The organism is Dyella sp. EPa41 (genome assembly GCF_016586165.1).
Lineage (GTDB): Bacteria > Pseudomonadota > Gammaproteobacteria > Xanthomonadales > Rhodanobacteraceae > Dyella.
This window is the reverse complement of the sequence record NZ_BCPR01000072.1, coordinates 1-23903: the sequence shown is the minus strand read 5'-3', so window position 1 is coordinate 23903 and position 23903 is coordinate 1. Positions and strand designations below refer to the sequence as shown.

15 protein-coding genes are annotated in these 23903 nt (G+C 67.1%); 5 read left to right on the top strand and 10 right to left on the bottom strand.

The features are described from left to right. Window positions 1–777: 777 nt before the first annotated feature. Window positions 778–4242 (bottom strand): ankyrin repeat domain-containing protein, encoded by a 3465-nt coding sequence (locus JMF82_RS18025; protein WP_201315916.1) that lies wholly within the window; start codon window positions 4240–4242, stop codon window positions 778–780. A gap of 67 nt (window positions 4243–4309) precedes the next feature. Beyond that, a complete protein-coding gene (locus JMF82_RS18020) occupies window positions 4310–4597 on the bottom strand; it encodes a YcgL domain-containing protein (protein WP_201315915.1) in 288 nt (95 codons plus the stop codon). A gap of 305 nt (window positions 4598–4902) precedes the next feature. Here JMF82_RS18020 and JMF82_RS18015 point away from each other — a divergent pair, with 305 nt between their 5' ends. Then, entirely contained in the window at window positions 4903–6342 is a 1440-nt protein-coding gene (locus JMF82_RS18015) for an outer membrane protein transport protein (RefSeq protein ID WP_201315914.1), read from the top strand. A gap of 169 nt (window positions 6343–6511) precedes the next feature. Here JMF82_RS18015 and JMF82_RS18010 read toward each other — a convergent pair whose 3' ends face one another. The 4 genes from JMF82_RS18010 to JMF82_RS17995 form a co-directional block, all read right to left on the bottom strand. Then, on the bottom strand, window positions 6512–7924 hold the full coding sequence (locus JMF82_RS18010; RefSeq protein ID WP_201315913.1) for a coniferyl aldehyde dehydrogenase: 1413 nt from the start codon (window positions 7922–7924) through the stop codon (window positions 6512–6514). 2 nt (window positions 7925–7926) lie between these two features. Next, on the bottom strand, window positions 7927–10401 hold the full coding sequence (locus JMF82_RS18005; protein ID WP_201315912.1) for a TonB-dependent receptor: 2475 nt from the start codon (window positions 10399–10401) through the stop codon (window positions 7927–7929). 61 nt (window positions 10402–10462) lie between these two features. Beyond that, window positions 10463–11605, bottom strand: coding sequence for an SO2930 family diheme c-type cytochrome (locus tag JMF82_RS18000; RefSeq protein ID WP_201315911.1), 1143 nt, complete (start codon window positions 11603–11605; stop codon window positions 10463–10465). Window positions 11606–11618: 13 nt separating this feature from the next. Next, window positions 11619–12857: a parallel beta-helix domain-containing protein gene (locus JMF82_RS17995; protein WP_201315910.1), complete on the bottom strand. Its 1239-nt coding sequence runs from the start codon at window positions 12855–12857 to the stop codon at window positions 11619–11621. Between the two features lie 583 nt (window positions 12858–13440). On the opposite strand from JMF82_RS17995, the gene JMF82_RS17990 reads away from it, so the two are divergent. Next, window positions 13441–15225 carry a polysaccharide deacetylase family protein gene (locus tag JMF82_RS17990; protein WP_201315909.1) on the top strand — a complete coding sequence of 595 codons (1785 nt, stop codon included), beginning with the start codon at window positions 13441–13443 and terminating at the stop codon, window positions 15223–15225. Between the two features lie 118 nt (window positions 15226–15343). Here JMF82_RS17990 and JMF82_RS17985 read toward each other — a convergent pair whose 3' ends face one another. Together JMF82_RS17985 and JMF82_RS17980 are read right to left on the bottom strand one after the other, a co-directional pair. Next, window positions 15344–15571 (bottom strand): hypothetical protein, encoded by a 228-nt coding sequence (locus JMF82_RS17985; protein WP_201315908.1) that lies wholly within the window; start codon window positions 15569–15571, stop codon window positions 15344–15346. A 37-nt stretch (window positions 15572–15608) separates the two neighbouring features. After that, the gene (locus JMF82_RS17980) at window positions 15609–16685 is read right to left on the bottom strand and encodes an AraC family transcriptional regulator (RefSeq protein ID WP_201315907.1); all 1077 of its coding nucleotides are present in this window, start codon (window positions 16683–16685) and stop codon (window positions 15609–15611) included. 124 nt (window positions 16686–16809) lie between these two features. On the opposite strand from JMF82_RS17980, the gene JMF82_RS17975 reads away from it, so the two are divergent. From JMF82_RS17975 to JMF82_RS17965, 3 genes are all read left to right on the top strand, one after another. After that, complete coding sequence (locus tag JMF82_RS17975) at window positions 16810–17607, top strand: phosphatase PAP2 family protein (RefSeq protein ID WP_201315906.1); 798 nt, start codon at window positions 16810–16812, stop codon at window positions 17605–17607. 306 nt (window positions 17608–17913) lie between these two features. After that, window positions 17914–18060, top strand: coding sequence for a hypothetical protein (locus JMF82_RS17970; RefSeq protein WP_201315905.1), 147 nt, complete (start codon window positions 17914–17916; stop codon window positions 18058–18060). A 102-nt stretch (window positions 18061–18162) separates the two neighbouring features. Then, window positions 18163–19671 (top strand): NAD(P)/FAD-dependent oxidoreductase, encoded by a 1509-nt coding sequence (locus JMF82_RS17965; RefSeq protein ID WP_201315904.1) that lies wholly within the window; start codon window positions 18163–18165, stop codon window positions 19669–19671. Window position 19672: 1 nt separating this feature from the next. Here the strand turns inward: JMF82_RS17965 and JMF82_RS17960 are convergent, their stop codons facing one another. Both JMF82_RS17960 and putA read right to left on the bottom strand, forming a co-directional pair. Continuing rightward, window positions 19673–20407, bottom strand: coding sequence for a TlpA disulfide reductase family protein (locus tag JMF82_RS17960; protein WP_201315903.1), 735 nt, complete (start codon window positions 20405–20407; stop codon window positions 19673–19675). A 59-nt stretch (window positions 20408–20466) separates the two neighbouring features. After that, window positions 20467–23622, bottom strand: coding sequence for a bifunctional proline dehydrogenase/L-glutamate gamma-semialdehyde dehydrogenase PutA (gene putA, locus JMF82_RS17955; protein WP_201315902.1), 3156 nt, complete (start codon window positions 23620–23622; stop codon window positions 20467–20469). Between the last annotated feature and the right edge of the window lie 281 nt (window positions 23623–23903).

Sequence of the window (23903 nt, the reverse complement as noted above, 5' to 3'; positions counted from 1 at the left end):
GGCCAGCCGTGATGCGCTCGTTACTACCTCGAACGGAGCGGCTACACCGCCACGCGCCGACGCGGAGAGGACTCAAGGCAACGTCGTTGGGGCCGTGAGGGGATCTATTCGCGCCGCACCGCCGGTTTTTCTCCCTCTCCCCTCCGGGGAGAGGGCTGGGGTGAGGGGTGGGTGCTCGCCAAAACCTCTCCTATCTCTGTAGGAGCGCACCCAGTGCGCGACCGCCACGTTGCAACGCACCTTGGCCTTGCGTCGTCGCGACCATCGCGGTTCGAGGCAACCCTGCCAGTCCGCGGTCGCGCACTGGGTGCGCTCCTACAGAAAGGGACGGCGGCCTTCAGCTCCTCGATGCGATGTGCCGCGCAGCGGCACGAGCCTTCACCCCTCCCCTGTGGGGCGGTGAGGGGTGGTCGATCAGGCCCCGCAGGGGTGCCCGACAGGATGTCGGGCACTTTTCGTCCGGGCAGGAGCCTGGTCGAAAAGCCCGGCCACCCCTCACGGACTGGCTGGGCGCAGCCCAGACAGTGCCACGCGGGGTGCCGTTCTCTTTGGTTACTTTCTCTTGGGCAAGCAAGAGAAAGTGACCCGGGCCGCGGCAGCGGCTCGGAAGCCCGCCGCAGGCGAGCCCCGTCGCGATAACGCGACGATCCGGGCACAACGACTGAGCCGGCGAGACAAGCCGTTAAGACCGAGGCGAAAGGCGATCGCGCACTGGGTGCGCTCCTACAGGAGGGCGTACACGACAATGAAAGGCCCGCTCGCGCGGGCCTTTTCTTGTCAGTCGGCCGGCTGGGCCGGTTGCCGGAGCATCTGCCGCACGCTGGGAATGGCGCCGGCGCTGCGCGCCGCCAGTTCGTGCGCGATATCGACATAGCCGATGGTGCGCGCCACGTCGGCGGCGGTACGGCCGAATGCATCGGCGGCCTGCCGGTCGGCGCCACGCGCCAGCAACACGCGGGCGGGCGCCAGCAAGGCATGCATCGCGCAGGCGTGCAGTGCGGTGACGCCGCGCTGGTCGGCGTGTTCGAGCGATGCGCCCGCGTCGAGCAGCACCGGCACCAGCGCGCCGATATGCGTGGCGTCGCACTCGCTGCCGGGCCGCAGATGCGCGCCCAGCAGCAACAGCAGGGGCGTCTTGCCTTCCTTGTCCGCCAGGCTGACGTCGGCCCCGCGCTTGAGCAGGGCATCGAAGAGGCGGCGTGCGCGCAGGCTGTCGTTGTGGTCGAAGCCGTACTGCGCCGCCGCGTGCAGGGCCCCATGGCCGCGCGCATCCACGGCGTTCACGTCCGCGCCGCCATCGAGCAGTTGCTCGGCGACTTCCGGATAACCCATGGCGGCGGCAATCATCAACGCCGTGGCTTCGCCGGGCAGCCGCTGGTCGACGGCCACGCCATGCTGCAGCAGCAGCGCCACCAGCGTTTCGCGCCGCGCGCTCACCGCGGCGGCGAGCGGCGTGATGCCGTTGTTGGCGGCGAGCGTGGCGTCGGCGCCCTTGTCCAGCAGCAGTGCGGCGACTTCGCGGTGCCCTGCGCCGCAGGCGTGCAGCAGCGCCGTGGCGCCCTGGTGATCGCGCGTATCCACCGCAAAACCGAGTTCGAGCAGGCGATCCACCGCGGTGAGTGCGCCGGCCGCCGCGGCTTGCGGCAGGTCTCCGGCGCGCACGGGGCGTGCAGGTCGCTTCCAGTCGCCCCAGTTCAACCAGCGTTCGACCGCGTCGTGTTCCAGCGCGAGACCGAGCGGCGTTTCGCCGTTGGCGTCGATCGCCTCCGGATCGGCGCCGTGCGCGACCAGGGCGCGTACCAGCGGCAGCGCGAGTTCGCCGTGTTCCAGTTCGGCGAACAACGGCGTGCGTCCGTTGACGTCGCGGGTATTGGGATCGCAGCCGCGCGACAGCAGCATTTCCAGCAGCGGCAACTGGCCGAACGTGGCGGCCAGATGCACCGGCGTGCGCTCGCGCGCATCGGCACCGAAGGGATCGGCGCCGCGCTCGAGCATCGCCAGCGGCAGCGCGGCGCCCTGCACGCTGTCCTCCAGGCGAAGCAGGGCCTGCGTCAGCAAGCCGGTGCCGGCGGGCGTGGCGCCTGCCTGCAGCAGGTCTTCCACCGCCTCGGTGGCGGCGGGCAGCTGTTGCAGCAGCGCATCGAAGAGGCGACGGCCCAGCGGCGGCAACTGCGCTTCGCGCGGCTCATCGACGTCGGCGTCATCCACCAGCTGGGGTTGCAGGCGCGCCTCGGGTTCCAGCGCGTGATCGAGCAGCCAGCGGCGAGCGGCGCCCAGGCCGGGCGTGGCGAGATCCAGGTAGAGCTGGGCGAGCTGCGCCTGCGGCCACTCGCGCACGCGCGTGGCGAAGGTGGACACGATGGCCCAGTGGCCGAAGCGCAGCGCATCGAGCAGATGCGCGGGGGTGTCCGCGCCTTCGGGCAGTGCGTCCAGGCTGAGGCTGGCCGGCAGCGGTGTTTCCGGATCCAGCAGCGCCACCAGGTCCCAGCGGCCGGCGGCGGCGGCGTGGTCGAGTGCGCTGCGGCCATCACTGCCTGCGGTCTTGGGTTCGGCGCCCAGCGCGAGCAGCGCGCGCACCATTTCCGCATGCGCACGCGGCGACTGGCAGGCCAGGGTGAGTGCATCGCGGCCGTGGCTGTCGCGCGCGCGCGCGTCGGGCTGGGCCTCGGCGAGCAACTTCACGATGCCGACGGCGCCGGCACGGGCGGCTTCCATGAGCGCGGTGCTGCCATGGCGATCGAGGAGGTTCACGTCGGCGCCGGCCGCGCGCAGCGTGCGGGCGATCTGTTCGTGTCCTTCGGAGCTGGCGGTCATCAGTGCGCTGCGATGGCGCGAGTCCACGGCGTTCACCGATGCCCGATGCTTGAGCAGCAACTTCACGCCTTCGACGTCGTCGTCGGCGATGCTGGCGGCGGCCACCAGCGCGGGCTCGCCATCGGCGGGCGTGGGCTTGGCGCCGCGCTCCAGCAGGAATTTGGCCACGGACCAGTTGGCGGCGCGGCAGGCGACGGCCAGCGGGCTGAGGCGTGTCTTGTTGAGCGCATTGATGGGCGCACCCGCATCCAGCAGCATCGCCGCCACGATGGGCTCGCCGCTCAGCACGGCGCCATGCAGCGGCGTGTTGCCCTCGGCATCGGTGGCCAGCGCATTGCCGCCGTTGGCGAGCAGGGTCATCACGGCCTCGGCGCGGCCATGCCAGCTGTCACGCGTGGCGGCAAGCAGCGGCGTAAGGCCGCCGGTGGCGCGGTTGACGTCCGCGCCCTTGGCGATCAGCGCGCGCAGCAGGCGCGTATCCGGCAACAGTGCGGCCAGCATCAACACCGGGCGCTGGTCGCGATCACCCTGGGCCGGCGCGGTATTGGGATCGGCACCGGCCTCCACCAGGGCCAGCGCGCGTTCGATGTCGCCATCGCGCGTGGCCGCGAGCAAGGCCCGCGCCTGTTCCGGCGTGCCGGCCGTGCGCTCCTGTTCGCTCAGCTGGGGCGCGGGCTTGGGTTTCGGTGCGGGCGCCGGCTCAACCACGCCGCCGGCGGGTTGGCGCGCGGGGCGACGACTCTCGCAAAGCAGGGCGCGCAGGGTGCGGTTGGCGATCACCAGGCAGCCAAGCGGCATCAGCAGCACGCCGTAGATGATCAGGGCTGCCGTGCGCAGCTCGGACGGCATCACGCCATAGAGGCCGGTCAGCGCGATGCCGACGAAGGCAAGCGCCAGCAGCGAGAAGGCCGCCGGAAGAAAGTGGGTGAAGAAACGTTCCTCGCGCGAGAGATGGCGGCCAAACGCGAGGCTGCGCGCGGTGGCGGTGAAGATCCACGAGCCGTCGCTTTGCGCCGGATAGGCGTCATCCCACACATAGACCAGGCCGAACGCCGGCCATACGCGCCACAAGGCCGCGAGCGCCACCACCAGCGCACCCGCGAGCAGCAGGGCGGCGCCCAGGCTGTGCGACTGGTTGAGCCGCAGCATCGGCCAGGCCACCAGCGCAAACACCAGCACGACATAGCCGGTGAACATCACCAGGTAGGCGGCGCCCCGGCGCAACACGGTGCGGCCGAAGCGCGGTTCCGGGTCGAAGCCGATCGCGTGGCACACCGCCGCCATGGTCAGCGCATTGGCGACCAGCAGCGGAATCAGCGCGAGTGGATGCGCGCCGAACGCCGCGATCGCCGTGGCGACGAGGCCGGGAATGAACCAGGCAAGGGCTTGCAGGAACGGAGGCGGGCGACGCGTTTTTGAATAGGCCATGGGCGCGGAGTATAGGAATCGTGATGGCGCCAGACGGTAATCCCGTGTTAACCGCGCCCCTCGAAGTTCATTGATCGTCGTGCGGCTTGCTCTTGTACTCGGGATGGTTGGCCGAGGCCAACGTCTCCTTCGGCGGCAGCTGCAGATGCCAGCCCTGCGTTTCGAGATGGTGGAGCACCACCTGGGGATCTTCATGGGGCAGCTTGCGCTGGCCGGTGAGTTCCACCTCGAGGGCCAGCCGCAGGTCGCCGAGCATCAGCGCCAGCGGGGCGGGGATGCAGGCGAAGTCGTCACGCTCACGGAGCCACAGGTAGCTGTCGGGCTTGCGCTGGCTGGCATAGACGTAACAGTGCATGGCGGTACCCGGTCGATTGCGGAGGGAAGGGCGCACTGGCAACGGCGCGGGGACGGACAAGGTTACCAGTCCGGCGCCGGTGCGTCCCGATTCGCGAGTCGGTCGTCATCTTCGCCATTTATCGACGATCGTCATGGAACCGGCCGGCGAGATGTGAAATTTTTGCTGCGTCCGCACTTGCAAGCCCCGTATCGAGTGGGCACAGTCACGCCCTGGGGTCTCAAACGCGCGTATGAAAATCAAGCGCAGTCGTCAATTCCCCGCGCTATCCCGAGCCAGACCTAACGATAAGCAGGAGCATGCAGATGCAGATGTCTTTCCGCCCATTTTCCCGTACGGGCCGTCCGCTCGCGCTCGCCGCGCTGAGTCTGGCGATCCTCGGTTCGTTTGCTGCGCCGCAGAGCGCCCATGCGAGCGCCTTCCAGCTGCATGAGAACAGTGCCGCCGCCATGGGCCGCGCCTATGCCGGCTCGGCCACCGCCGGTGGCGACGTGTCGGTGGTGGTGAACAACCCGGCCGCCATGTCGGACCTGCAGGGCACCTACCTCCAGGCGGACGTCACCGCCATCAACTTCGGCACCACGTTCAGCGGTACCGCCCATGACGCGCTGGGTCGCCCGATCAGCGGCGGCAACGGCGGCGACGCCGGCACCACCATGCCGGTACCGGCGCTGTTCTTCGCCACGCAGTTCGCGGACAAGTGGCACTTCGGTGCGGCCTTCACCGTGCCGTTCGGCTTCCAGACCGAGTACGACTCCAACTGGAAGGGCCGCTACAACGCCATCAAGTCCAAGTTCGAATCGCTGGACGGCACGCTGTCGCTGTCCTACGACGTCACCGACACCTTCTCGCTGGGCGTCAGCGGCATCGCGCAGAAGACCTCGGCCGAGCTGACCTCCGCCATCAACTACAACGCCGTGGGCCTGGGCCTGGTGCAGCAGGCCGTGGCCGCCGGCGCCATCCCGCCGGCCGCCGGCCAGCAGCTCGCGGGCCAGGTCAACACCATCGTGCCGCCGGGTTCGGACGGTCTTGCCCGCATCAAGGGTGACGACTGGGCCTACGGCTGGCAGGTCGGCGCGTTCTGGAAGCTGTCGCCGAAGGACAAGTTCTCGCTGAGCTACCGCTCGAAGATCGCGCACACGCTGGAAGGCACCGCCAACTTCACGATGCCGGCCAACGTGCAGGCCCTGCTGTCCAACCCGACCGTGGCCGCGCTGCTGGCCGGCGCGGGCGGCGTGCCGTTCACGCATACCGACGGCTCCGCGCCGTTCACCACCCCGGCGGTGGCGACGGCCAGCTACTGGCACCAGGAAGAGAAGTTCGGCCTCGGCATCGATGCGGCCTGGACCAAGTGGGACGTGTTCAAGAACTTGAACGTGTACTACAGCAACCCGGCGCAGCCGACCACGACCGAAGCCTTCAACTGGCGCAACAGCTGGTACGTCTCCATCGGTGGCGACTACTACGTCAACGACAAGCTGACCCTGCGCGGCGGTCTCGCGCTCGACACCACGCCGACGCAGACCTCCACCCGCGACCCGCGCGTGCCCGACGGCACCCGCCAGCTGGTCAGCTTCGGCATCGGCTACAAGGCGAGCGAGCACTTCGTGATCAACGCTTCGTACGCGCACATCTTCGTGAACAGCGCGCGCATCAACGTGGCCAGCTCCACCGGCGACGTGATCACCGGCAGCTCCGACGATTACGGCAACCTGCTGAGCCTGTCGGCCCAGTACAAGTTCTAATCGCCAGCGGTGCAGAAAACCAAAAGCCACCCCGCGAGGGGTGGCTTTTTTCTTGGTTCTACCGCTCTTTCTGTGGGAGCGCACCCTGTGCGCGACAATCCAGCGGAGCGGTCACATCGATGCGTTGTTGTCGCGCACAGGGTGCGCTCCCACAGGGAATGTCTGTGATTCAACCCAGGCGCATCAGCAGCTTCAGCATCCGCTTGAACTGCGCGCCGTAAGGCGGGTTGAGCATGCCCGCGCCGTTGATGCGCGATTGATGGAACACCGGCTTCATGTGCGAGAACGTGCGGAAGCCCGCTTCGCCGTGGTAGCCGCCGATACCCGACGGGCCCACGCCGCCGAACGGCAAGCCGTGCTGGGCGATGTGGTACAGCGTGTCATTGACCGTGACGCCACCGGCATGCGTGCGCGACAGCACGTGGTCGATGGTCTTGTCGTCCTGTTCGAACAGGTACAGCGCGAGCGGCTGCGGATGCGAGGCCACGTAAGCGATCGCTTCGTCCAGCGAGTCGTACGGCAGCACCGGCAGCAGCGGCCCGAAGATCTCGTCCTGCATCACCGCCATGTCGTCGTTCACGCCGGTCAGCATGAGCGGTGCGAGCAGGCGCCTGGAAGGCACGTCCTGGGCATCGCTCAGCGGAACGGGGCGCGCGCCGGCTGCAAGCGCCCCGTCGCGCAGCTTCGCCAGGCGCTCGTACTGCCGGTCGGAAATGATCGATGCGTACTGCTCCTGCTTGCCGATCGCCGGATACAGGCGCGATGCCGAGGCGCGCGCGGTGTCGATGAACTCGCCCATGCGTTCGCGTGGCACCAGCACATAGTCGGGCGCGATGCAGGTCTGTCCCGCATTGACCAGCTTGCCGAGCACGATGCGTTCGGCCGCGTTGTCCATGCGCGCGCCCGGACCGACGATCGCCGGCGATTTTCCGCCCAGCTCCAGGGTCACCGGCGTCAGGTTCGCCGCGGCGGCGCGCATGACGTGGTGGCCGACGGCCGTGGAGCCGGTAAAAAGCAGGTGGTCGAACGGCAAGGAGGAGAACGCCTGCGCGACCTGCGCATCACCGGTCACCACGACCACCTCATCCGGCGGGAAGTAACGCGCCACCTGTTCGGCAAACAGCGCCGAAAAGCGCGGCGTGTACTCGCTCATCTTGAGCATCACCCGGTTGCCGGCGGTGAGTGCATCGATCAGCGGGCCCACCGCGAGGAACAGCGGATAGTTCCACGGCACGATGATGCCCACCACGCCGCGGGGCTGCGGCATCAGCGTGGTGCGTGCCGGCAGGAACGCCAGGTTGGCCAGGCCGCGCTTCGCGCGCATCCAGCGCCTGCCGCGCTTCAGCGAGTGGCGCAGGTTCGAGATGCTGGGATAGAGCTCCAGCAACTCGGTTTCCTCCGCCGGCCGGTGGCCGAAATCGGCGTTGATCGCCTCGGCGAAAGCCACTCGCTGCTCCGTCAGCAGCTTTTCCAGCGAGCGCAGGCGCGTGGCGCGCGCATCCCAGCCGGGCATGGGATCGCGTGCCTGCGCTTCGCGCAACCGCAGCAGCGTGGCGTGCAGGGAGGGGCTGGGCTCTTTCATGGTCAGAACTTCGCGCGCAGTTCGAGGCCCCACATGCGGGGCGGAGAGATGGACGCGAACGGCGTGCCGAACACGGTGGTGGTGATGTTGTTCACGCCGGTCACGTAACGCTTGTTGAAGACATTGGTGCCATAGAGCGCCACACCCCAGCGATCGTTCGGCGCGTGCCAGTCAAGGCGGGCGTCGGTGCGTTGCTGGCTGGTGCCGACCTTGAAGTTCGGGCTGATCACGCATTCGCCCTGGAACTCCGAGTCGGCGTTGCAGCGCGACTTGCCGCGATAGGCCTGCGACAGGTCGAACTCCAGGTCGCCATTGAACACCTGGTGCCAAGTGTAGGCCAGTGAGGCCGCGCCGGAGAACTTCGGCGTGCCGGTGGGCTGGTCGGTCAGCACGATGCCGTCCGGCGCGGTGCCCTTGCGGTAGGTCGAGTCGATGTACGCGCCCATGAAGTTGAAGCGCAGGCTGTCGATCGGCTGCCACTGCACCTCCAGCTCCAGGCCCTTGGCCTCCTGGTCGGTGCTGTTGACGATGTAGATCGGCACGCCCGAGCCGCTGTAGTTCGGATCGAGCTGCAGCGACTGCTTGTTGTCGTAGCGGTAGTAATAGGTCGAGGCGTTGAGCAGCAGGTTGTGCTCGGGGAACAGGGTCTTGATGCCGGCTTCGTAGTTGATCACCTTCTCCGGGGCGAACTCCGAACCGACCTGCACGCTGTTGTAGCCGCCCGCCTTGTAGCCCTTGGTGACGGACACATAGCCCATCACGTCCGGCGTGAACTTGTAGCTGGCCACCACGCGCGGGCTGACGTTGTTCCAGGTGTTGCTGGCCTTCACGTGCTCGCCCACGGCGTTGGGGAAGATCACGTTGCCGCCGAACGCGGCCAGCGCCATCTGCGCCTCGGGCGGCAGCATGTCGATGATGCCCAGGCCCTGCAGGCCGGCGATGGTGGCATCGAACTGCGGCGCGCTGCGCGGCATGGTGTACCAGCTGAAATCCTTCTTGTCGCGCGTGTAACGCAGGCCGGTGGTCAGGTCGAAGCGGTCGCTGACATGCCAGATCACGTCGCCGAATGCGGCGTACGCCTTGAAGTTTCCGTCGTTGCTGATGCCTTCGTGCCAGGGATCACCCAGCAACGACACCGGCAGGCCCATCGCGGTGAGCGCGTTGCCGATGTCGGTGAGTGGCGTTCCCACGCCCATCAGGTTCTGCGCCAGCGTGTCGAGGCTGTCGGTGAAGACGTTGGTCTGGCTGGTCTGGCGCGCCTGCTCCTGGTAGTAGCTCACGCCACCGACCCAGTCCATCAGGTCGGTGTTGCCGGAGAGCTTGAACTCCTGGTACCAGCTGTTGTTGTGCTCGATGTTGGCCGTATCGAGGTAGGTGACGATATGGTTGGTGCCGTCGTAGTCACCCTTGTTGAACGTATCGAAGCCGCGCCATGCGGTGGTCGAGACGAAGTCGCCCCACGAAAACGCGTGGTCGATCTGCAGCGTGCCGTCGTCGAAGCGGCGCGTTTCCTTGCCGCCGACGGTGTCGTTGTAGAGCGGCGCGTGCAGCGGGTTGTAGTAGGTTGCCGGGTCGGGCGGGAAGGGCGGGCGTTCATTGGTGTCGTTGGACAGCGGCACCAGGCCGATCGCGGGTTCGGGCGGCTGATTGAGCTTCTCGTGGTCCCACGACAGCAGCACGCGCGTGTTGTCGGTGACGTTCCAGCGGAACACCGCGCGCGTGCCCCAGTCGTTGTCCTTGCCGTATTCCTTGCCGGTCGCGGCATCCTTGATCCAGCCGTCGCTCTGGTTGTCGACCACGCTCAGGCGCAGCGCCATGTCCTTGTTGAGCGGGAGATTCACCAGCGCGTCGGCGTAACGGCGGCCGTCGTTGCCGATGCGCACGCGTCCCTTGCCTTCGAACTTGTCGGTCGGCTCGTTGGTGACGATGGAGATCGCGCCCGCCGCCGCATTGCGACCGAACAGCGTGCCCTGCGGACCCTTCAGCACTTCGATGCGCGCGATGTCGTTGAAGGCCAGCAGCGAGCCGCCCGAACGCGCCGCATACACGCCGTTGATATAGACGCCCACGGCCGACTCGGTGCCGATGCCGAAGTTGCTGGTGGCGATGCCGCGCAGTTCGTAGGTCGGCTGGGTGGGCTGTTCCGCGCCGATCACCAGGCCGGGCACGAAGATGTCCATCTTGCTGAGGTCGGTGGCGGCCAGCGTGTCGATCTGCTTGGACGTCACGATCTGCAGCGTGATAGGCACCGACTGCACTTCCTGCGTGCGGCTCTGCGCCGTCACGGTGATGTTGCCAAGCAGCTTGGCCTTCTCGGGATCCGCCTGCGTGCCGGTGTTGCCGGCCGCGCTGTCTTGCGCCCCGCCCGGCGATTCTTCGGCGGCAAAAGCACCCAGCGGCATACCGGCAATCAGCACGGAACCGCCGAGCAACAAGCGGCGCAGACAGACGGACAGCGGACGCGGACGAATCATCATCACCAGATCTCCCCTCGAATAAGAAAAGGCCGCGGCCTTGGCGCCGCGGCTTGTTGCTTCCCTAGTGAATCGCGACGCAGCCCCCCGACTGCGCCGCAATCCATGCCTTGATCAGTGCAACGCCCTCCCGATGCACCGTACTTCGGCCCAACTCGGGCATCATCACGCCCGGTTCGGCGGAATCCATGCGGTAAGGCAGGATGGAGTCCTCCGGCAAGCCGGGAACGACGTCGAACAGATGGTCGCCGGTACCACGGCCCGCCGCGACGGGCGGCTTGCAGATGCCCAGGTGGCGGTCTTCCGGGACACTGACATCGAGCGTCAGCCCGGTCGTGTTGGCCGCACCCTTCGGGTTGTGGCAGTGACCGCAATTGATGTCGAGGTAAGCACGGGCGCGGGCGTCGAGCGAGGCTTGCTCATCCATCCAGTTCGCGTTGCGCGGCGCCTGCGCCGGCTCCGGCGCGCCCGTGAGATAGCCCACCTTCACCAGGTGCGCGAGCTCGTTTTCTTCGCCCGTCGCGTAGTGGTAGTCGCGGTTGAGGTGGCGTGCTTTCGGGCCGATCGGGTGGATCTTGCGCGTCACCCAGTCCTGCGCGTGACAGCTCGCGCACTGGCTTTCATCGGGCACGACGTAGTTGAAGTCTTCGCGGCCCGCGCGGTCGGCCACCAGCGTCAGCGGAATGACGGCGCCCGTGCGCGCGAGCTCCGCGTCGCTCTGGTCGTTCTTCCATACGTACGGGATCGCCGCCCAGCCCGACTCGCGGTGCACGAGGATGCGCGTCTCGATGAGGTGCACGTTGGCCAGGTCCAGCCCTTCGCCGGCGAAGTCGCGCGAACTGTCGTACGTGCGCGCCACGTCGCTGAACTTCCCGGTGCTCGAACGCGGGTAGTAGAAGGTCTTGCTGATGATGGTGCCGACCGGGAAATCGAACGTGTCGGCCGGGTCGTACTTGGCCGACACGCCCTTGGGCATCCAGACCGTGCGCAGCTTGTGCGCGTAGTCGGTGAACAGCGGCGTGTTGAGGTCGTACGGCACCACGCCCTGGTTCAACACCAGCTTGCCGTCCCGCACTTCCACCACGTGCCACTCACTGAGGTGTTGCGGACGGCCGTCGGCATGGAACGCCACCGGATCGAGATCCCGGTGGCATCCGGCCGCCAGCAACGCCAGGGACAACAACAGCAAACGCAGGCAGGACTTCATCCGCACGAGCACCTCAGGCCTTCGGTTCCGGATCGAGCACCACCGGCGGCAGCTTCGGCAGCGTGCACTGGTAGGCCTTGGTGTCGGTGCTGGGGCTCTTGTAGTCGTGCGGGCCATCAGCGTTGATCACGCCCACGTCGCCGTTCTGGATGCAGAAGCGGTCTTCCGCCGGCGGCAGGCCGTTCACCAGCTTCTTCTCATCCACGTAGCCGTCCCACAGGATGTCGGGGAACTTGCCGCCCAGGCCGTAGACGGCGGTCTTCAGCGTCTTCAGCTTGATGCCGTCCGGCGAATCGCCGCCGCCCTTGAAGCGGTTGTCGTAGATGAAGATGCCCTTGGGGTACGGGTTGTAGTCGGCCGCGACGCCCTTGGTGTTGTAGTAGTTGGTGGAGAAGTAGCTGGAGATGATCACGTTCGCCGTCTGGTTGTCGGCGATGTCGTTGTCGAAGATCTCCACCTTGTCGTTGGAATTCACCACCACGCCCGAACCGCGGGGTACGCTGGCCACCGCCGCGCCCTTGGCGGCGAAGTTGTCGGTATTGTTGGCGAACGTCTTGTTCTTGAATACGCGCGTGCTGTGGCCCGCCTGCGAGAGGTTGGGCATGTTGAACACGAGGATGCCGCCGGTGTTGTTGGTGGCGGTGTTCTCGTAGACGTCGGCATTCACCGAGTTCTCGATCTCGATGCCGGCCACGTTGTACTCGGCGCGGTTGCGGCGAACGATGATGTTGTTGGACTGGCCGACATAGATGCCGGCGTCGGAGGCGCCGATTACCACCGAGTCTTCCACCAGCACGTTCTGCGTCTTCACAGGGTACAGGCCATAGGCGCCGTTGGTGGTCTTGGGGCCGCCGGTCCATTCCACGCGCACGCCGCGGATGGTGATGTTCTTGCCCTGGTTGATCTTCAGCGCATCGCCCTTGGTGTCCTCGAACGCCAGGTTCTCGATGGTGAAGTCGTTGGCGTTGACCAGCAGGCCCTCGGGGCCGACCAGCTGGCCCTTGAACGACAGCACGGTCTTGTCCATGCCGGCGCCCTTGATGGTGACGCCGTCGGTGCGCAGGCTCAGCCCGCGCGTGAGGTGGTAGTGGCCGGCGGGAATGTCGATGACGGTGCCCGGCTTGGCGTCCAGGAACTGCTGCTGCAGCTTGGACTCGAACGTGGCGTCGGCACTGTCCTGTGCCGGCGGCGCTTCGTGGTTGCAAGCGGCCAAGGCCAACGGCAGAGCGAGAAACAGTAGGGTCCTGCGCATGGTCGCTTACCTCCCCAGTAGCGGTTGACTGCGTGACGGGCCACTGTCACGAATTGTTGACGTGCTGGGGAGGGCCGCAGTGGCGACGAAGGGGGGTAATTCGGCCAGTGTGACGATCGTTTGAAATTCCCTTGATCCGATCGCTGGCGGAAGCGCGGCGTCCGCTTTTCTGCCCGGCATCCATGCCAGGGCATCCGGCCGGAAGGCGCGAGGCACGGTGGTCGCATCCGTTGCGAGCGGCCATCGACGAACGGGCCCGATGCCTGGGGCTCGTTGGCGTTCGCGTGGTATCCAGGCGGCCCCGGTCGAGCGTGCCGATCTCCGCGCCACATGCCTCTTGCCGAGAGAGTTCGCTTGCGGGGCCGCCGCCCGGGCCTCGCTGACGTCGCGCTGAAAGCCATACCTCGTCTGGCAGGCAGCGGCTTGCAACGTGGAGCGTAGACTCCCGCGATGGAGGCGAGGCTTTCCCTTCGCGGGAACAGGGCCTGCCTATTCGGGATGTAGATCGCACTCCGGCACGGCGCTCGCCAGCCGCACTTCGTCTGGCGCGCTTCGATTCCATCCATGCGTGCGAGGCACTCCCATGACCAGGTCAATCTTGATTGGGCCGCCCGGGCTCAAGTCCTGCTTTTTCCGCACCGTGCTGGCGTTTTCCGCGGCGTTCGGATTCGTGTCCCTTGCCGACGCCGTGCAGCCGGCATCGTCCCCCAACGACGGCCACGTCGACCGGCGCATGCTGCCCGCGCCGCCGAGGCCAGTGAGCGCTGCTTTGCCGACCACGTTGAACGTGGTCCACGCGACGAGAATTCATGCAGCCAGCCTGACCTACGTACCGCCGACGCCCTCGAACGGATATACCGGGGCGCCGGGATCGAACCCGAACCAGAAGACGCTGGTGGTCTACGACAGCACCGGACCCTACGGCTGGCTGGGCGAGGCCTATGCGGTGATGGCCGCCAACCTGGCCAGCCACGGCGGCCAGTACACGCTGGAGCGGGCGGTGGATTATTCCCCCGGCGACCTCGGCTATTTCACCGGCATGATCTACGTCGGCTCGACCTACAACGAGCCGTTGCCGGTGGAAATGCTCGACGACGTGCTGGCCACGACCAAGCCGGTGCTGTGGATCAACGACAATATCTGGCAGCTGTCCGCACGCTCGGCGAACTTTGCCGCCAAGTACGGTTTCACGCCGATGTACTTCGACTTCAGCAACACGCTGAAGGTGACCTACAAGGGCGTTGCGTTGCAGCGCGATCCGAACTCGGTGCCCTCTGGCCTGCTGCAGACGGTGATCAACGATCCCACCAAGGCGCAGGTGGTCGCCTTCGCCACCAATGACACCGGCGGCATCGTCAACTGGGCAACCAAGGGGGCCAACCTCACCTACATCGGAGAGATTCCCTTCAGCTATATCGGCCCCAACGATCGCTATCTCGCCGCGGTGGACCTGATCGGCAAGGTGTCCAACCCGGCGATGCTGGCGCGCAAGCACGCATTGGTGCGCATCGAAGACGTCGACCCCATGGCCGATCCCACCGAACTGCGCGCGATCGCCGATTACCTGTACAGCAAGCAGGTGCCTTTCAGCATCGCGGTCATTCCGTACTACGTCGACCCGAACGGCTACTACAACAACGGCGTACCGATCACGAAACGCCTCAGCCAGTCTCCCGCCGTGATCAGCGCACTGAAGTACATGGTGTCCAAGGGCGGACTGATCTTGATGCACGGCTATACACATCAATACTCGAACGTGGCCAACCCCTACAGCGGCGTCACCGCCGACGACTTCGAGTTCTATCGCGCACACATCAGCCCGGACAACTACGTGGTCTACGACACGCCGGTCGCCGAGGACTCCATCGACTGGGCGCTCGGTCGCATCCAGAATGGGTTCAACGAATTCGAACTGGCAGGGTTCAACTGGCCCAACTTCTTCGTGCCGCCGCACTACGCGGGCTCCGCGATCGACTACCAGGCCTTCGATTCCCAGTTCAACGCCCGCTACGACCGCGGACTGTTCGCCAGTGGATGGTGCCCCAAGGGTGCCTGCGGTGCGGGTACGCCTGACTACACGAAGATCTACGGGCAGTACTACACCTATGTGGTGCGCGACATCTTCGGCACCATCGTCATCCCCGAGGAACTGGGCAACGTCGAACTGGTTCCGTTCAACCATAACCCGGCGCGCTTCCCCGCCGACATCCTGTACAGCGCCAACTGCAACACGGTGGTCCAGGACGGCGTGCAGAGCTTCTTCTTCCATCCGTTTCTCGACATCAGCTACCTGAAGCAGATCGTCGAGGGGCTGCAGGGCATGGGCTACACCTTCGTCACCTCACGCTCGATCAAGCAGGGCAATTGAGCATCGATGCACCGGCAGGCCGCCGTCACGCGGCCTGCCAGCCATCGGTTTTCGGCACGGCTGGATGCCACGGCGCCTGCATCGGCCGCAAGCGCCGCTGTGCCTTGGCGGGCGGTCATCACCGGCAGGCACGGGGTGGGCCACCAGCGATAACGCGCCGGCACAGTGATCTCGCGCAGGTAGCCGCGGCAGCGCCGGATGGCGCTGTGCCATGGGCCGCCTTGAGCGATTGCGAGTACGCCAGGTACGGCGCCAGGCCGATATCGGTGGTGTCGTTGGTGCCCGGGCGACCGCAGAACGCGTTGTCGTCCTGCCTGCGACGCGTGCCGGTGATCAGGTCCTTCACGTTGTTGCTTACCCGGTCCCGCCTCCGCTGGCGACACTCAGGCCGCGTGCTGGCGGGCGCTGCGCGGGGCCATGCCGGTCCAGCGCTTGAACGCGCGGCGGAATTCGCGAGGGTCGCTGAAGCCGATTTCCTGGCCGATGTCGGCCACGCTCAGCGTGCCGCCATGCAGCAATTCCAGCGCACGCTCGGCGCGCACGCGGTCATGGATCTCGCGGAAGATGCGGCCGCTCTCGGCGAGCCGCCGGCGCAGCGAGCGCTCGCTCATGTTGAGCATGCGCGCAACGTCCGGCAGGCGCGGCTGCTGGCGCAGATGGCTGCGCAGCAGTCGTTCCACCGAGGCGACGATTTCCTGCTGCGCGCCGCTGGCGTCGTACTGCTGCATGCACAGGGCCAGCGACTGCTGGGCGGTGAGCGGGTTGTGCGTGGGCAACGGCTGGGCCAGCCAGGCGACATCCAGCACGACGCGGTTGTAGCGCGCACCGAACGCCAGCTCGCACCCAAAATAATCCTCATAGGCGTCGGCATGGGCGGGCCGTGCATAAGTCACTTCGAGCCGTGACGGATTGAAGCCGCGGCCCAGCAATTCGCGCGCAATGGCCAGCGCACTGGCGAACAGCTCTTCGCACAGGAAGGGCAGCAACGGGGCATCGTTGAAACGTGGCCAGGCCGCCAGCGCGACCTCGCGTGGTCCTACTTCCTCGAAGCTCACGTCCAGCAGGCTGCCGCTTACCCGGTGGTGGGTGATGCCCACCCTCATGGCGTCCCCGAAGGTGGCCGAGGTCATCATGGCCAGGCCGAGCAGCCCGAAGCTGCCGAGCGTCTCGCGCCGGCCGACGGCCAGGCCCAGGCCGGTCTCGCCGGTGGCCAGCAGGGCGCGCCGGATCACCGAGCGCGTCTGGCGATAGCTCACCCGCAGCGTCGGGTCGTTGAGTTGCTCGCGGGTAAGCCCCGATCCGGCAAACCAGTCATCGCAGCGGATGCCGCGCGCCAGCGCCAGCTGGGTCAGGTGCACGAGGACGTTCGGCGGGGTTTCGGCCGCCGTATAGCGCGGGTCGGCACCGAGGAGTGCCGCCACCGTGTCATCGATTGGATGGCCCGTGGGTACGGACGTCATCGTGGCTGCTCCCGTCCCTCACGTCGGAAAGATCGGACGTGGATTTGATCTATATCATGGCGAACGCCGAATCACCTTATGCAATGCACCACGACCCAGACCCACCCACGAAGAGGGGGAGCGCATGAACAAGGTCCTGATCCCCGCCGGTTGCCTGCTGGCGCTGCTGCTCACCGCCGGTTGCGCGCCGACCAGGACCGCGGCCGTGCCGCCGGAGTCGACGGTGGCCACCGCTACCGCCGAACTGCAGACGGCCGTGTTGCTGCCGGCGGCGCCCAGGGCCGGTTCACCGCGTTACGAGGCCGATCGGGGCGTCTTCCGCGCCACCCGCGCACTGGAGGGTTCGCCGCGCTGGCTGCTGGCCCAGCAGGATGTGGACTATGCCACGCCCAAGCTGATGGCGGACTTCAGCTGCGCCATGGGTGTTCCGCTCGATGCCGGGCGCCTGCCGAAACTGGCGGCGCTGGTGGACCTGGCCAGCAAGGCCGCGGACGCCTCCACCAGTCCCGCGAAGAAGGCCAACCAGCGCCAGCGCCCGTTCCTGATCGACAACGGCGCCACCTGCCAGTCCACGCTGCAGCTGTCGCACAGCTTCGACTATCCCTCGGGCCACGCCACGCGTGGCTGGGCGGTAGGGCTCGTGCTTACGGAACTCGCGCCCGATCGCGCCACCGACCTGCTGCTGCGCTCGCGCGCGTTCGGCGACAGCCGGGTGGTATGCGGCGTGCACAATCTCAGTGCGATCGAGGCGGGTGCCATGAACGGTGCGGCCGTCGTTGCGGTCCTGCACGCCTCGCCGTCGTTCCAGGCCAGCCTTGCTGATGCCCGCAGCGAACTGGATGCCTATCGCAAGGCCGGCCCCGCTGGCGCCGGCCCGCAGTGCGCGGCGGAGAAGGCCTTGATCGAGACCACGCCTTACTGATCCTTGCGGACGGGTACAGCATCAACCCCGGTTTGGCGGAAGTTCGTGGCGGCGTAGCGTCGAGCCGGACGAAGGATGACTGCCACGTAGGTGCAACCAGCAACCAATTATCGGATTTGTCCGATGTTGTCGGGCTTCACTGATTTCTAGGCTATCGGTTCCGCATCCATTGCCGTCCCGCCGGCCTGTCGCATGAACTCCCGTTCCCCGTATCACCGTGAGACAAGTTCCCCTTATCCACCGGTTCCACGGAGGCTCCGCCGGTGGTCGCGTTGCGTTGGCGGGTTGTTCGCGGCCGGCACCTTCATGTCCATGGTGGCATCGTCCGAGTGGAAGCTCGGGTTCGTGCTCACCGACCCGCTCGCCTGGATGATGCTGATACTCGCCTCCGCCACCGGCGTCACCGCCGGTTACGCCGTGGGCTGCCGCGTGCTGTCACGGCGCACCGCCTGACCAGGCCTTGTGCGGCACGCCACTCCTGCAGGCCATGCCGCCGCCACGCAGGGCGTAAGCTAGCGGTGCTCGTTGCGCATGGGCGGCCACGGGGACCGATGCATGGACCAGGATGCTTCGTCTGCAAGTGACGTGCTGATCATCGGCGCCGGCTTGTCCGGCATCGGCATGGCCTGCCATCTCGCGATGGAACATCCGCAGCTGCGCGTGACGCTGATCGAACGCCGCGCCGCCATGGGGGGTACCTGGGACCTGTTCCGATATCCCGGCGTGCGTTCGGATTCGGACATGTTCACCTTCGGCTACGCGTTCCGACCCTGGCATGCATTGGACGTGATGGCTGACGGGCCTTCCATCCGCCGTTACGTGATGGAGACGGCGCAGCAGTACGGCATCGACGAAAAGATCAGGTACGGCCTGAAGGTCGTGTCCTCTTCGTGGTCCAGTCGCGAACGCCGCTGGACCGTGCGTGCGCTCGACGAATCGCGCGATGAAACGCGCGACTTCAGCTGCCGCTTCCTGATCGCCTGCACGGGCTACTACAACTACGACCGGGGCCACCTGCCGAGCTTTCCCGGCGAAGAACGCTTCCGCGGCCTGCGCGTGCATCCGCAGCAGTGGCCGGAGGGCCTTGATTACCGCGGCAAGCGCGTGGTCATCATCGGCAGTGGTGCGACGGCGGTCACCCTGGTGCCGGCGATGGCGAACGACGCCGCGCACGTCACCATGCTGCAGCGTTCACCCAGCTACATCCTCTCGTTGCCGCGTTTCGACACGATATCCGCCGTGCTCGGGCGCTTCCTGCCGAAGCCGCTGGTATTCCGCCTGGCGCGCCGACGCAACATCTTCCTTGCGCGTCTCATCTACAAGGCGGCACGCCGGTGGCCAGGCAAGGTGCGCGCATTCCTCATCGACGGCGTGCGCAAGCATCTTCCTGCGGGTGTCGACATGCGGCATTTCACGCCCGACTACCAACCATGGGACCAGCGCCTTTGCGTGGTGCCCGACGCGGATCTGTTCGAGGCGATCAAGAGCGGCAAGGCCTCCGTGATGACCGGTCGCATCGCGGGCTTTACCGAGCAAGGCATCCGCCTGCAGTCGGGGGAAGCATTGCACGCGGACATCATCGTCACGGCCACCGGGCTGGAAATGCAGACGCTCGGCGGCATGGCGCTGCAGGTGGACGGCGAGCCGCGCGTGATGGGCGAGCTGGTGACCTACAAGGGCGTGCTGCTGCAGGACACGCCGAACTTCGCTTGCATCTTCGGCTACACCAATGCCCCGTGGACGTTGAAGGCCGATATCGCCGCGCGCTATCTCTGCCGGCTGTTCGACTACATGGCGACGCATGGCGTGGAGGTCGTTACGCCGCGCGCCCCGGCGGGCGAACGACAGGACGACACCATCATGGGTTCGTTGACCTCCGGCTATGTGCAGCGTGGCGCACCGGTGTTGCCACGACAGGGGCGCGAGGTGCCGTGGCGCGTGCTCAACAATTACGAGCGTGACTGCGAGATGCTGTTGAAGCAGCCGGTGGCGGATGTGGCGCTGGAACTGGATCGCCGCGCGGTCGCGCCGCAGGCGCCGCCGGTCGCCGTCCCTTCGCGCTGAATCAGCGCGTTTCGCCCGGCGGCGGCGCGCTCGGTTCGGCGCGCTTCCATTGCTCGATCCATCCCGTCAGGTCGGCCAGTCGCTTGGCCTGGTCGTCGCGCATCGCCATGCCCACGGCAGCGCCTGCCACACGGCCGTCCGGGTCGATCAGCATCAGTGTCGGATAGACGCTCACGCCGAGCACGTCGATCAGGCCCTGGCCATCGTGGAGTATGGGCCAATCGAAATGGCGGTCGGAGGCGAAGCGCTTCGCCTCCATGGCGTCTTCGTAGGTGATCGCCACGAAGTTCATGTCGCGGTGTTCGCGCGCGTAGGCCACCAGCATCGGCGCTTCGGCGATGCATGGCGCGCAGTCCGCGAAGAAGAAGCTCACCAGGGTATAGCGGCCGTGCAGGTCGCCGAGCCGTTTCGTGCCGCCCTCGAGCACGGGCAGCTCGAACGGCGGAAACCGGTCGCCACGCCCAAACGCGAGGCGGATGCCGCGATGCCCGGGCACGGGGCCGGTGATGCGCAGCATGGCCGCGCCGGCCCGCGTGTCGCGCGTGCTGCTGTAGCGCTTGCCGTCGTTCACTTGCCGCATGAAGGACACGTAGTCGAGCGGACGTCCGGCCGCGTCGAGATAGCGCGTGTTGGCCGCGACGCCGAGCCGCGTGGGATCGGAAAGCGTGGTGTCCTGCGGCTGCGCTTGCAGCGGGAAGGCGCAGGCCAGGGCGATAGCTGCGAGGAGCCGGGCCATCCGCATGCGTCCTCCGGAAACGAAACGGGCCGGTGCGGTGGCATCGGCCCGTGGTGCGATTACTCGCCGATGGTCAGCAGCGAAGCGTTGCCGCCGGCTGCCGTGGTGTTGATGGTGAGCGTGCGCTCGCCGGCGAAACGCAGCAGGTAGTGCGGGCCGCCCGCCTTCGGGCCGGTGCCCGACAGGGCCTCGCCGCCGAACGGCTGCACGCCGACCACCGCGCCGATCTGGTTGCGGTTGACGTAGCAGTTGCCCACGCGCGCGTGGGCCTGGATGTAATCCACGGTGTCGTTGATGCGGCTGTGGATGCCGAGCGTGAGGCCGTAGCCGGTGGCGTTGATGGCTTCGACCACCTTCGGCAGTTCATCGGCCTTCCAGCGGATCACGTGCAGCACCGGGCCGAAGATTTCGCGGGTCAGCGTGGACAGGCCCGGGATCTCATAGGCGCGCGGCGCGAAGAAGGTGCCGTTGCCGGTGCTGGCGGCATCGAGCTTCACTTCGCCGATCTTCTTCGCTTCCTTCTCCATGCGCGCGGCATGGTCGACCAGGATCTTCTTGGCGTCCTCGTCGATCACCGGGCCCACGTCGGTGCTGAGCTGGCCCGGATCGCCGACCTTCAGCTCGGCCATCGCGCCGGCGAGCATGTCGCATACCTTGTCGGCGATGTCTTCCTGCACGAACAGCACGCGTGCGGCCGAGCAGCGCTGGCCGGCGGACTGGAAGGCGGAGGAGATCACGTCCTTGACGATCTGTTCGGGCAGCGCCGAGGAGTCGGCGATCATCGCGTTCTGGCCGCCGGTCTCGGCGATCAGCGCGGCGATCGGCGCGTTGCGCGCGGCCAGCGCGCGGTTGATCGCCCACGCGGTCTCGGTGGAGCCGGTGAAGGCAACGCCGGCCACGCGCGGGTCGCGGGTGAGCGCGGCACCGACGGTGGCGCCGTCGCCCGGCAGGTACTGCAGCACGTCAGCCGGCACGCCGGCTTCGTGCAGCAGCTTCACGGCAGCGTAGCCGATCAGGCTGGTCTGCTCGGCGGGCTTGGCGATCACGGCGTTGCCGGCGGCCAGCGCGGCGCTGACCTGGCCCAGGAAGATCGCCAGCGGGAAGTTCCACGGGCTGATGCAGACGAACACGCCGCGGCCATTCAAGAACAGCTGGTTGCTCTCGCCGGTGGGGCCGGGCAGCTGTTCCGGATGGCCGAACAGGCGGCGCGCCATGGTGGCGTAGTAGCGCAGGAAGTCGGCGGCTTCGCGGATCTCGGCGATCGAGTCCGGCAGGCTCTTGCCCGCTTCGCGCACGCACAGCGCGATGAACTCGCCGCGGCGCGCTTCCAGCAGCTCCGCGGCATGCTCGAGGATCGCGGCGCGGCTGGCGGCCGGCAGGCGATCCCAGTTGTGCTGAGCGGCGACCGCGTTGGCCAGCGCCTTCTCCACGGTCGCGCTGTCGGCGGCGACATAGCTGCCCACCGACTGGCGGCGATCGGCCGGGTTGGTCACCGGCACGGTGGGGCCAGCGCTCTTGGCGCCCGGCACCAGCGGCTCGGCGGTCCACGGTCCGTTCTTGGATTGGATGGCCTCGGCGAGAGCCTTCAGTTCGTTGTCGTTGGAGAAGTTGACGCCCATGGAATTCTTCCGAAGTTCACCGTAGAGATTCACCGGCAGCGGAATGCGCGGGTGGGGGATGGAGGCGAAGGCGCGCACGGTCTCGCACGGATCGGCGACCAGTTCGCGCACCGGCAGCGTTTCGTCGACCACGCGGTTGACGAAGCTGGTGTTGGCGCCGTTCTCGAGCAGGCGGCGCACCAGGTAGGGCAGCAGGTCTTCGTGCGTGCCCACCGGCGCGTACACGCGGCACGGCACGTTGAGGTTCTGCTTGCCGATCACTTCGGCGTAGAGGTCCGTGCCCATGCCGTGCAGGCGCTGGTTTTCGTACGGACGACCCTGCGCGAGGTGATAGATGGCGGCGATGGTGTGCGCGTTGTGCGTGGCGAACTGCGGGTAGATCAGCTCCGAGCCGGCGTCGAACAGCTTGCGTGCGCAGGCAAGGTACGAGACGTCGGTGTTCGGCTTGCGCGTATACACCGGATAGCCGGCGAGGCCGTTTTCCTGCGCGCGCTTCACCTCGGCGTCCCAGTAGGCACCCTTCACCAGGCGCACGTACCAGCGGCGGCCGGTGGCGCGCGCGGTCTCGATCAGCCAGTCGATCACGAACGGCGTGCGCTTGGCATACGCCTGCACCACGATGCCGAGGCCGTTCCAGCCTTCCAGCGAGGGATGCGCGAACACGTCGCCGATGATGTCCAGCGAGAGCTCCAGGCGATCGGCTTCCTCCGCGTCGACGGAGAGCGCGATGCCCTGCTTCATGGCCAGCTGCGACAGCTCCAGCAGCTTGGCGGTGAGGTCGCGGCGGGCGATCTCGCGCTTGGCCACTTCGTAGCGCGGGTGTAACGCGGAGAGCTTCACCGAGATCGACGGCGCATCGGTGTGGTTGGCGAACGGGCCGCGCGAGCCGATCGAGGCGATCGCGTTGCGGTAATCCTGCTGGTAGCGCTCGGCGGTTTCGCTGGTGAGCGCGGATTCGCCCAGCATGTCGTACGAATAGCGGTAGACCGCGTATTCCTTCTGTGCGCAGCGGTCCAGCGCGTCGCCGATGGTCTGCCCCATCACGAACTGGTGGCCCATGATGCGCATGGCCTGGCGCACGGCGAGGCGGATCGCCGGCTCGCCCGCGCGACCGACCAGGCGGCGCAGCGCGCCGGTGAAGTCGTGGCGGGTTTCCTCCGACAGCGTCACCAGCTTGCCGGTGAGCATCAGGCCCCAGGTCGATACGTTGACGAACAGCGACTCACTCTGGCCGAGATGCTTCTTCCAGTTGGCGTCGCCCAGCTTGTCGCGGATCAGCTTGTCCGCGGTGCTCTTGTCGGGGATGCGCAGCAGCGCTTCGGCCACGCACATCAGCAGCACGCCTTCTTCCGACGACAGGTCGTACTGGCGCATGAAGGATTCGACCGCGCTCTGGTCCTTGGCGCGGGCACGCACGCGGGTCACCAGGTCGGCGGCGAGGTCGATGACCTTTTCGCGCTCGACGGGCGGTAGCGTGGCCTGCGCCAGCAGGTCGTTGACCGCTTCGGTCTCGTCACGCAGCCAGTTGGCCGTGATGCGCGCACGCGCCGGTTCGACACCGGTCGGGAGTTCGGGGCTGAGAATGGGCTGGGTCACAGGGGTTGTAGCCGAAAGGACAGGTGGGGAATCGCGGGATTGTACGCGCGGGGTAGGGCGCACGCATCCGTACGGGGTGTTGCGGTGCGGCAGGGGGCGGTCGACGGACCAGAGCCGGGCTGAGGGGGTGCGACAATTTGTACCAGGGTGCGGTTTCGCCCTGGGGCGCGGGTCGTTACATATATATACGTCGTGCGCAGACCGGCGCGCTGGTTCTTTCGCTCGTCATTCCGGCGCAGGCCGGAATCCAGTGTCGTCATCGTCCGATTGTCGCGGCGCGG

Bases quoted from the DNA above. Each gene is read 5' to 3' on its own strand.
- JMF82_RS17965 (WP_201315904.1), top strand. From the start codon at position 18,163: ATGGACCAGGATGCTTCGTCTGCAAGTGACGTGCTGATCATCGGCGCC.
- JMF82_RS18020 (WP_201315915.1), bottom strand. From the start codon at position 4,597: ATGCACTGTTACGTCTATGCCAGCCAGCGCAAGCCCGACAGCTACCTG.
- JMF82_RS17975 (WP_201315906.1), top strand. From the start codon at position 16,810: ATGAACAAGGTCCTGATCCCCGCCGGTTGCCTGCTGGCGCTGCTGCTC.
- JMF82_RS17995 (WP_201315910.1), bottom strand. From the start codon at position 12,857: ATGCGCAGGACCCTACTGTTTCTCGCTCTGCCGTTGGCCTTGGCCGCT.
- JMF82_RS18005 (WP_201315912.1), bottom strand. From the start codon at position 10,401: ATGATGATTCGTCCGCGTCCGCTGTCCGTCTGTCTGCGCCGCTTGTTG.
- JMF82_RS17960 (WP_201315903.1), bottom strand. From the start codon at position 20,407: ATGGCCCGGCTCCTCGCAGCTATCGCCCTGGCCTGCGCCTTCCCGCTG.
- JMF82_RS17970 (WP_201315905.1), top strand. From the start codon at position 17,914: ATGTCCATGGTGGCATCGTCCGAGTGGAAGCTCGGGTTCGTGCTCACC.
- JMF82_RS17990 (WP_201315909.1), top strand. From the start codon at position 13,441: ATGACCAGGTCAATCTTGATTGGGCCGCCCGGGCTCAAGTCCTGCTTT.
- JMF82_RS18025 (WP_201315916.1), bottom strand. From the start codon at position 4,242: ATGGCCTATTCAAAAACGCGTCGCCCGCCTCCGTTCCTGCAAGCCCTT.
- JMF82_RS18010 (WP_201315913.1), bottom strand. From the start codon at position 7,924: ATGAAAGAGCCCAGCCCCTCCCTGCACGCCACGCTGCTGCGGTTGCGC.
- JMF82_RS17980 (WP_201315907.1), bottom strand. From the start codon at position 16,685: ATGACGTCCGTACCCACGGGCCATCCAATCGATGACACGGTGGCGGCA.
- JMF82_RS18015 (WP_201315914.1), top strand. From the start codon at position 4,903: ATGCAGATGTCTTTCCGCCCATTTTCCCGTACGGGCCGTCCGCTCGCG.
- JMF82_RS18000 (WP_201315911.1), bottom strand. From the start codon at position 11,605: ATGAAGTCCTGCCTGCGTTTGCTGTTGTTGTCCCTGGCGTTGCTGGCG.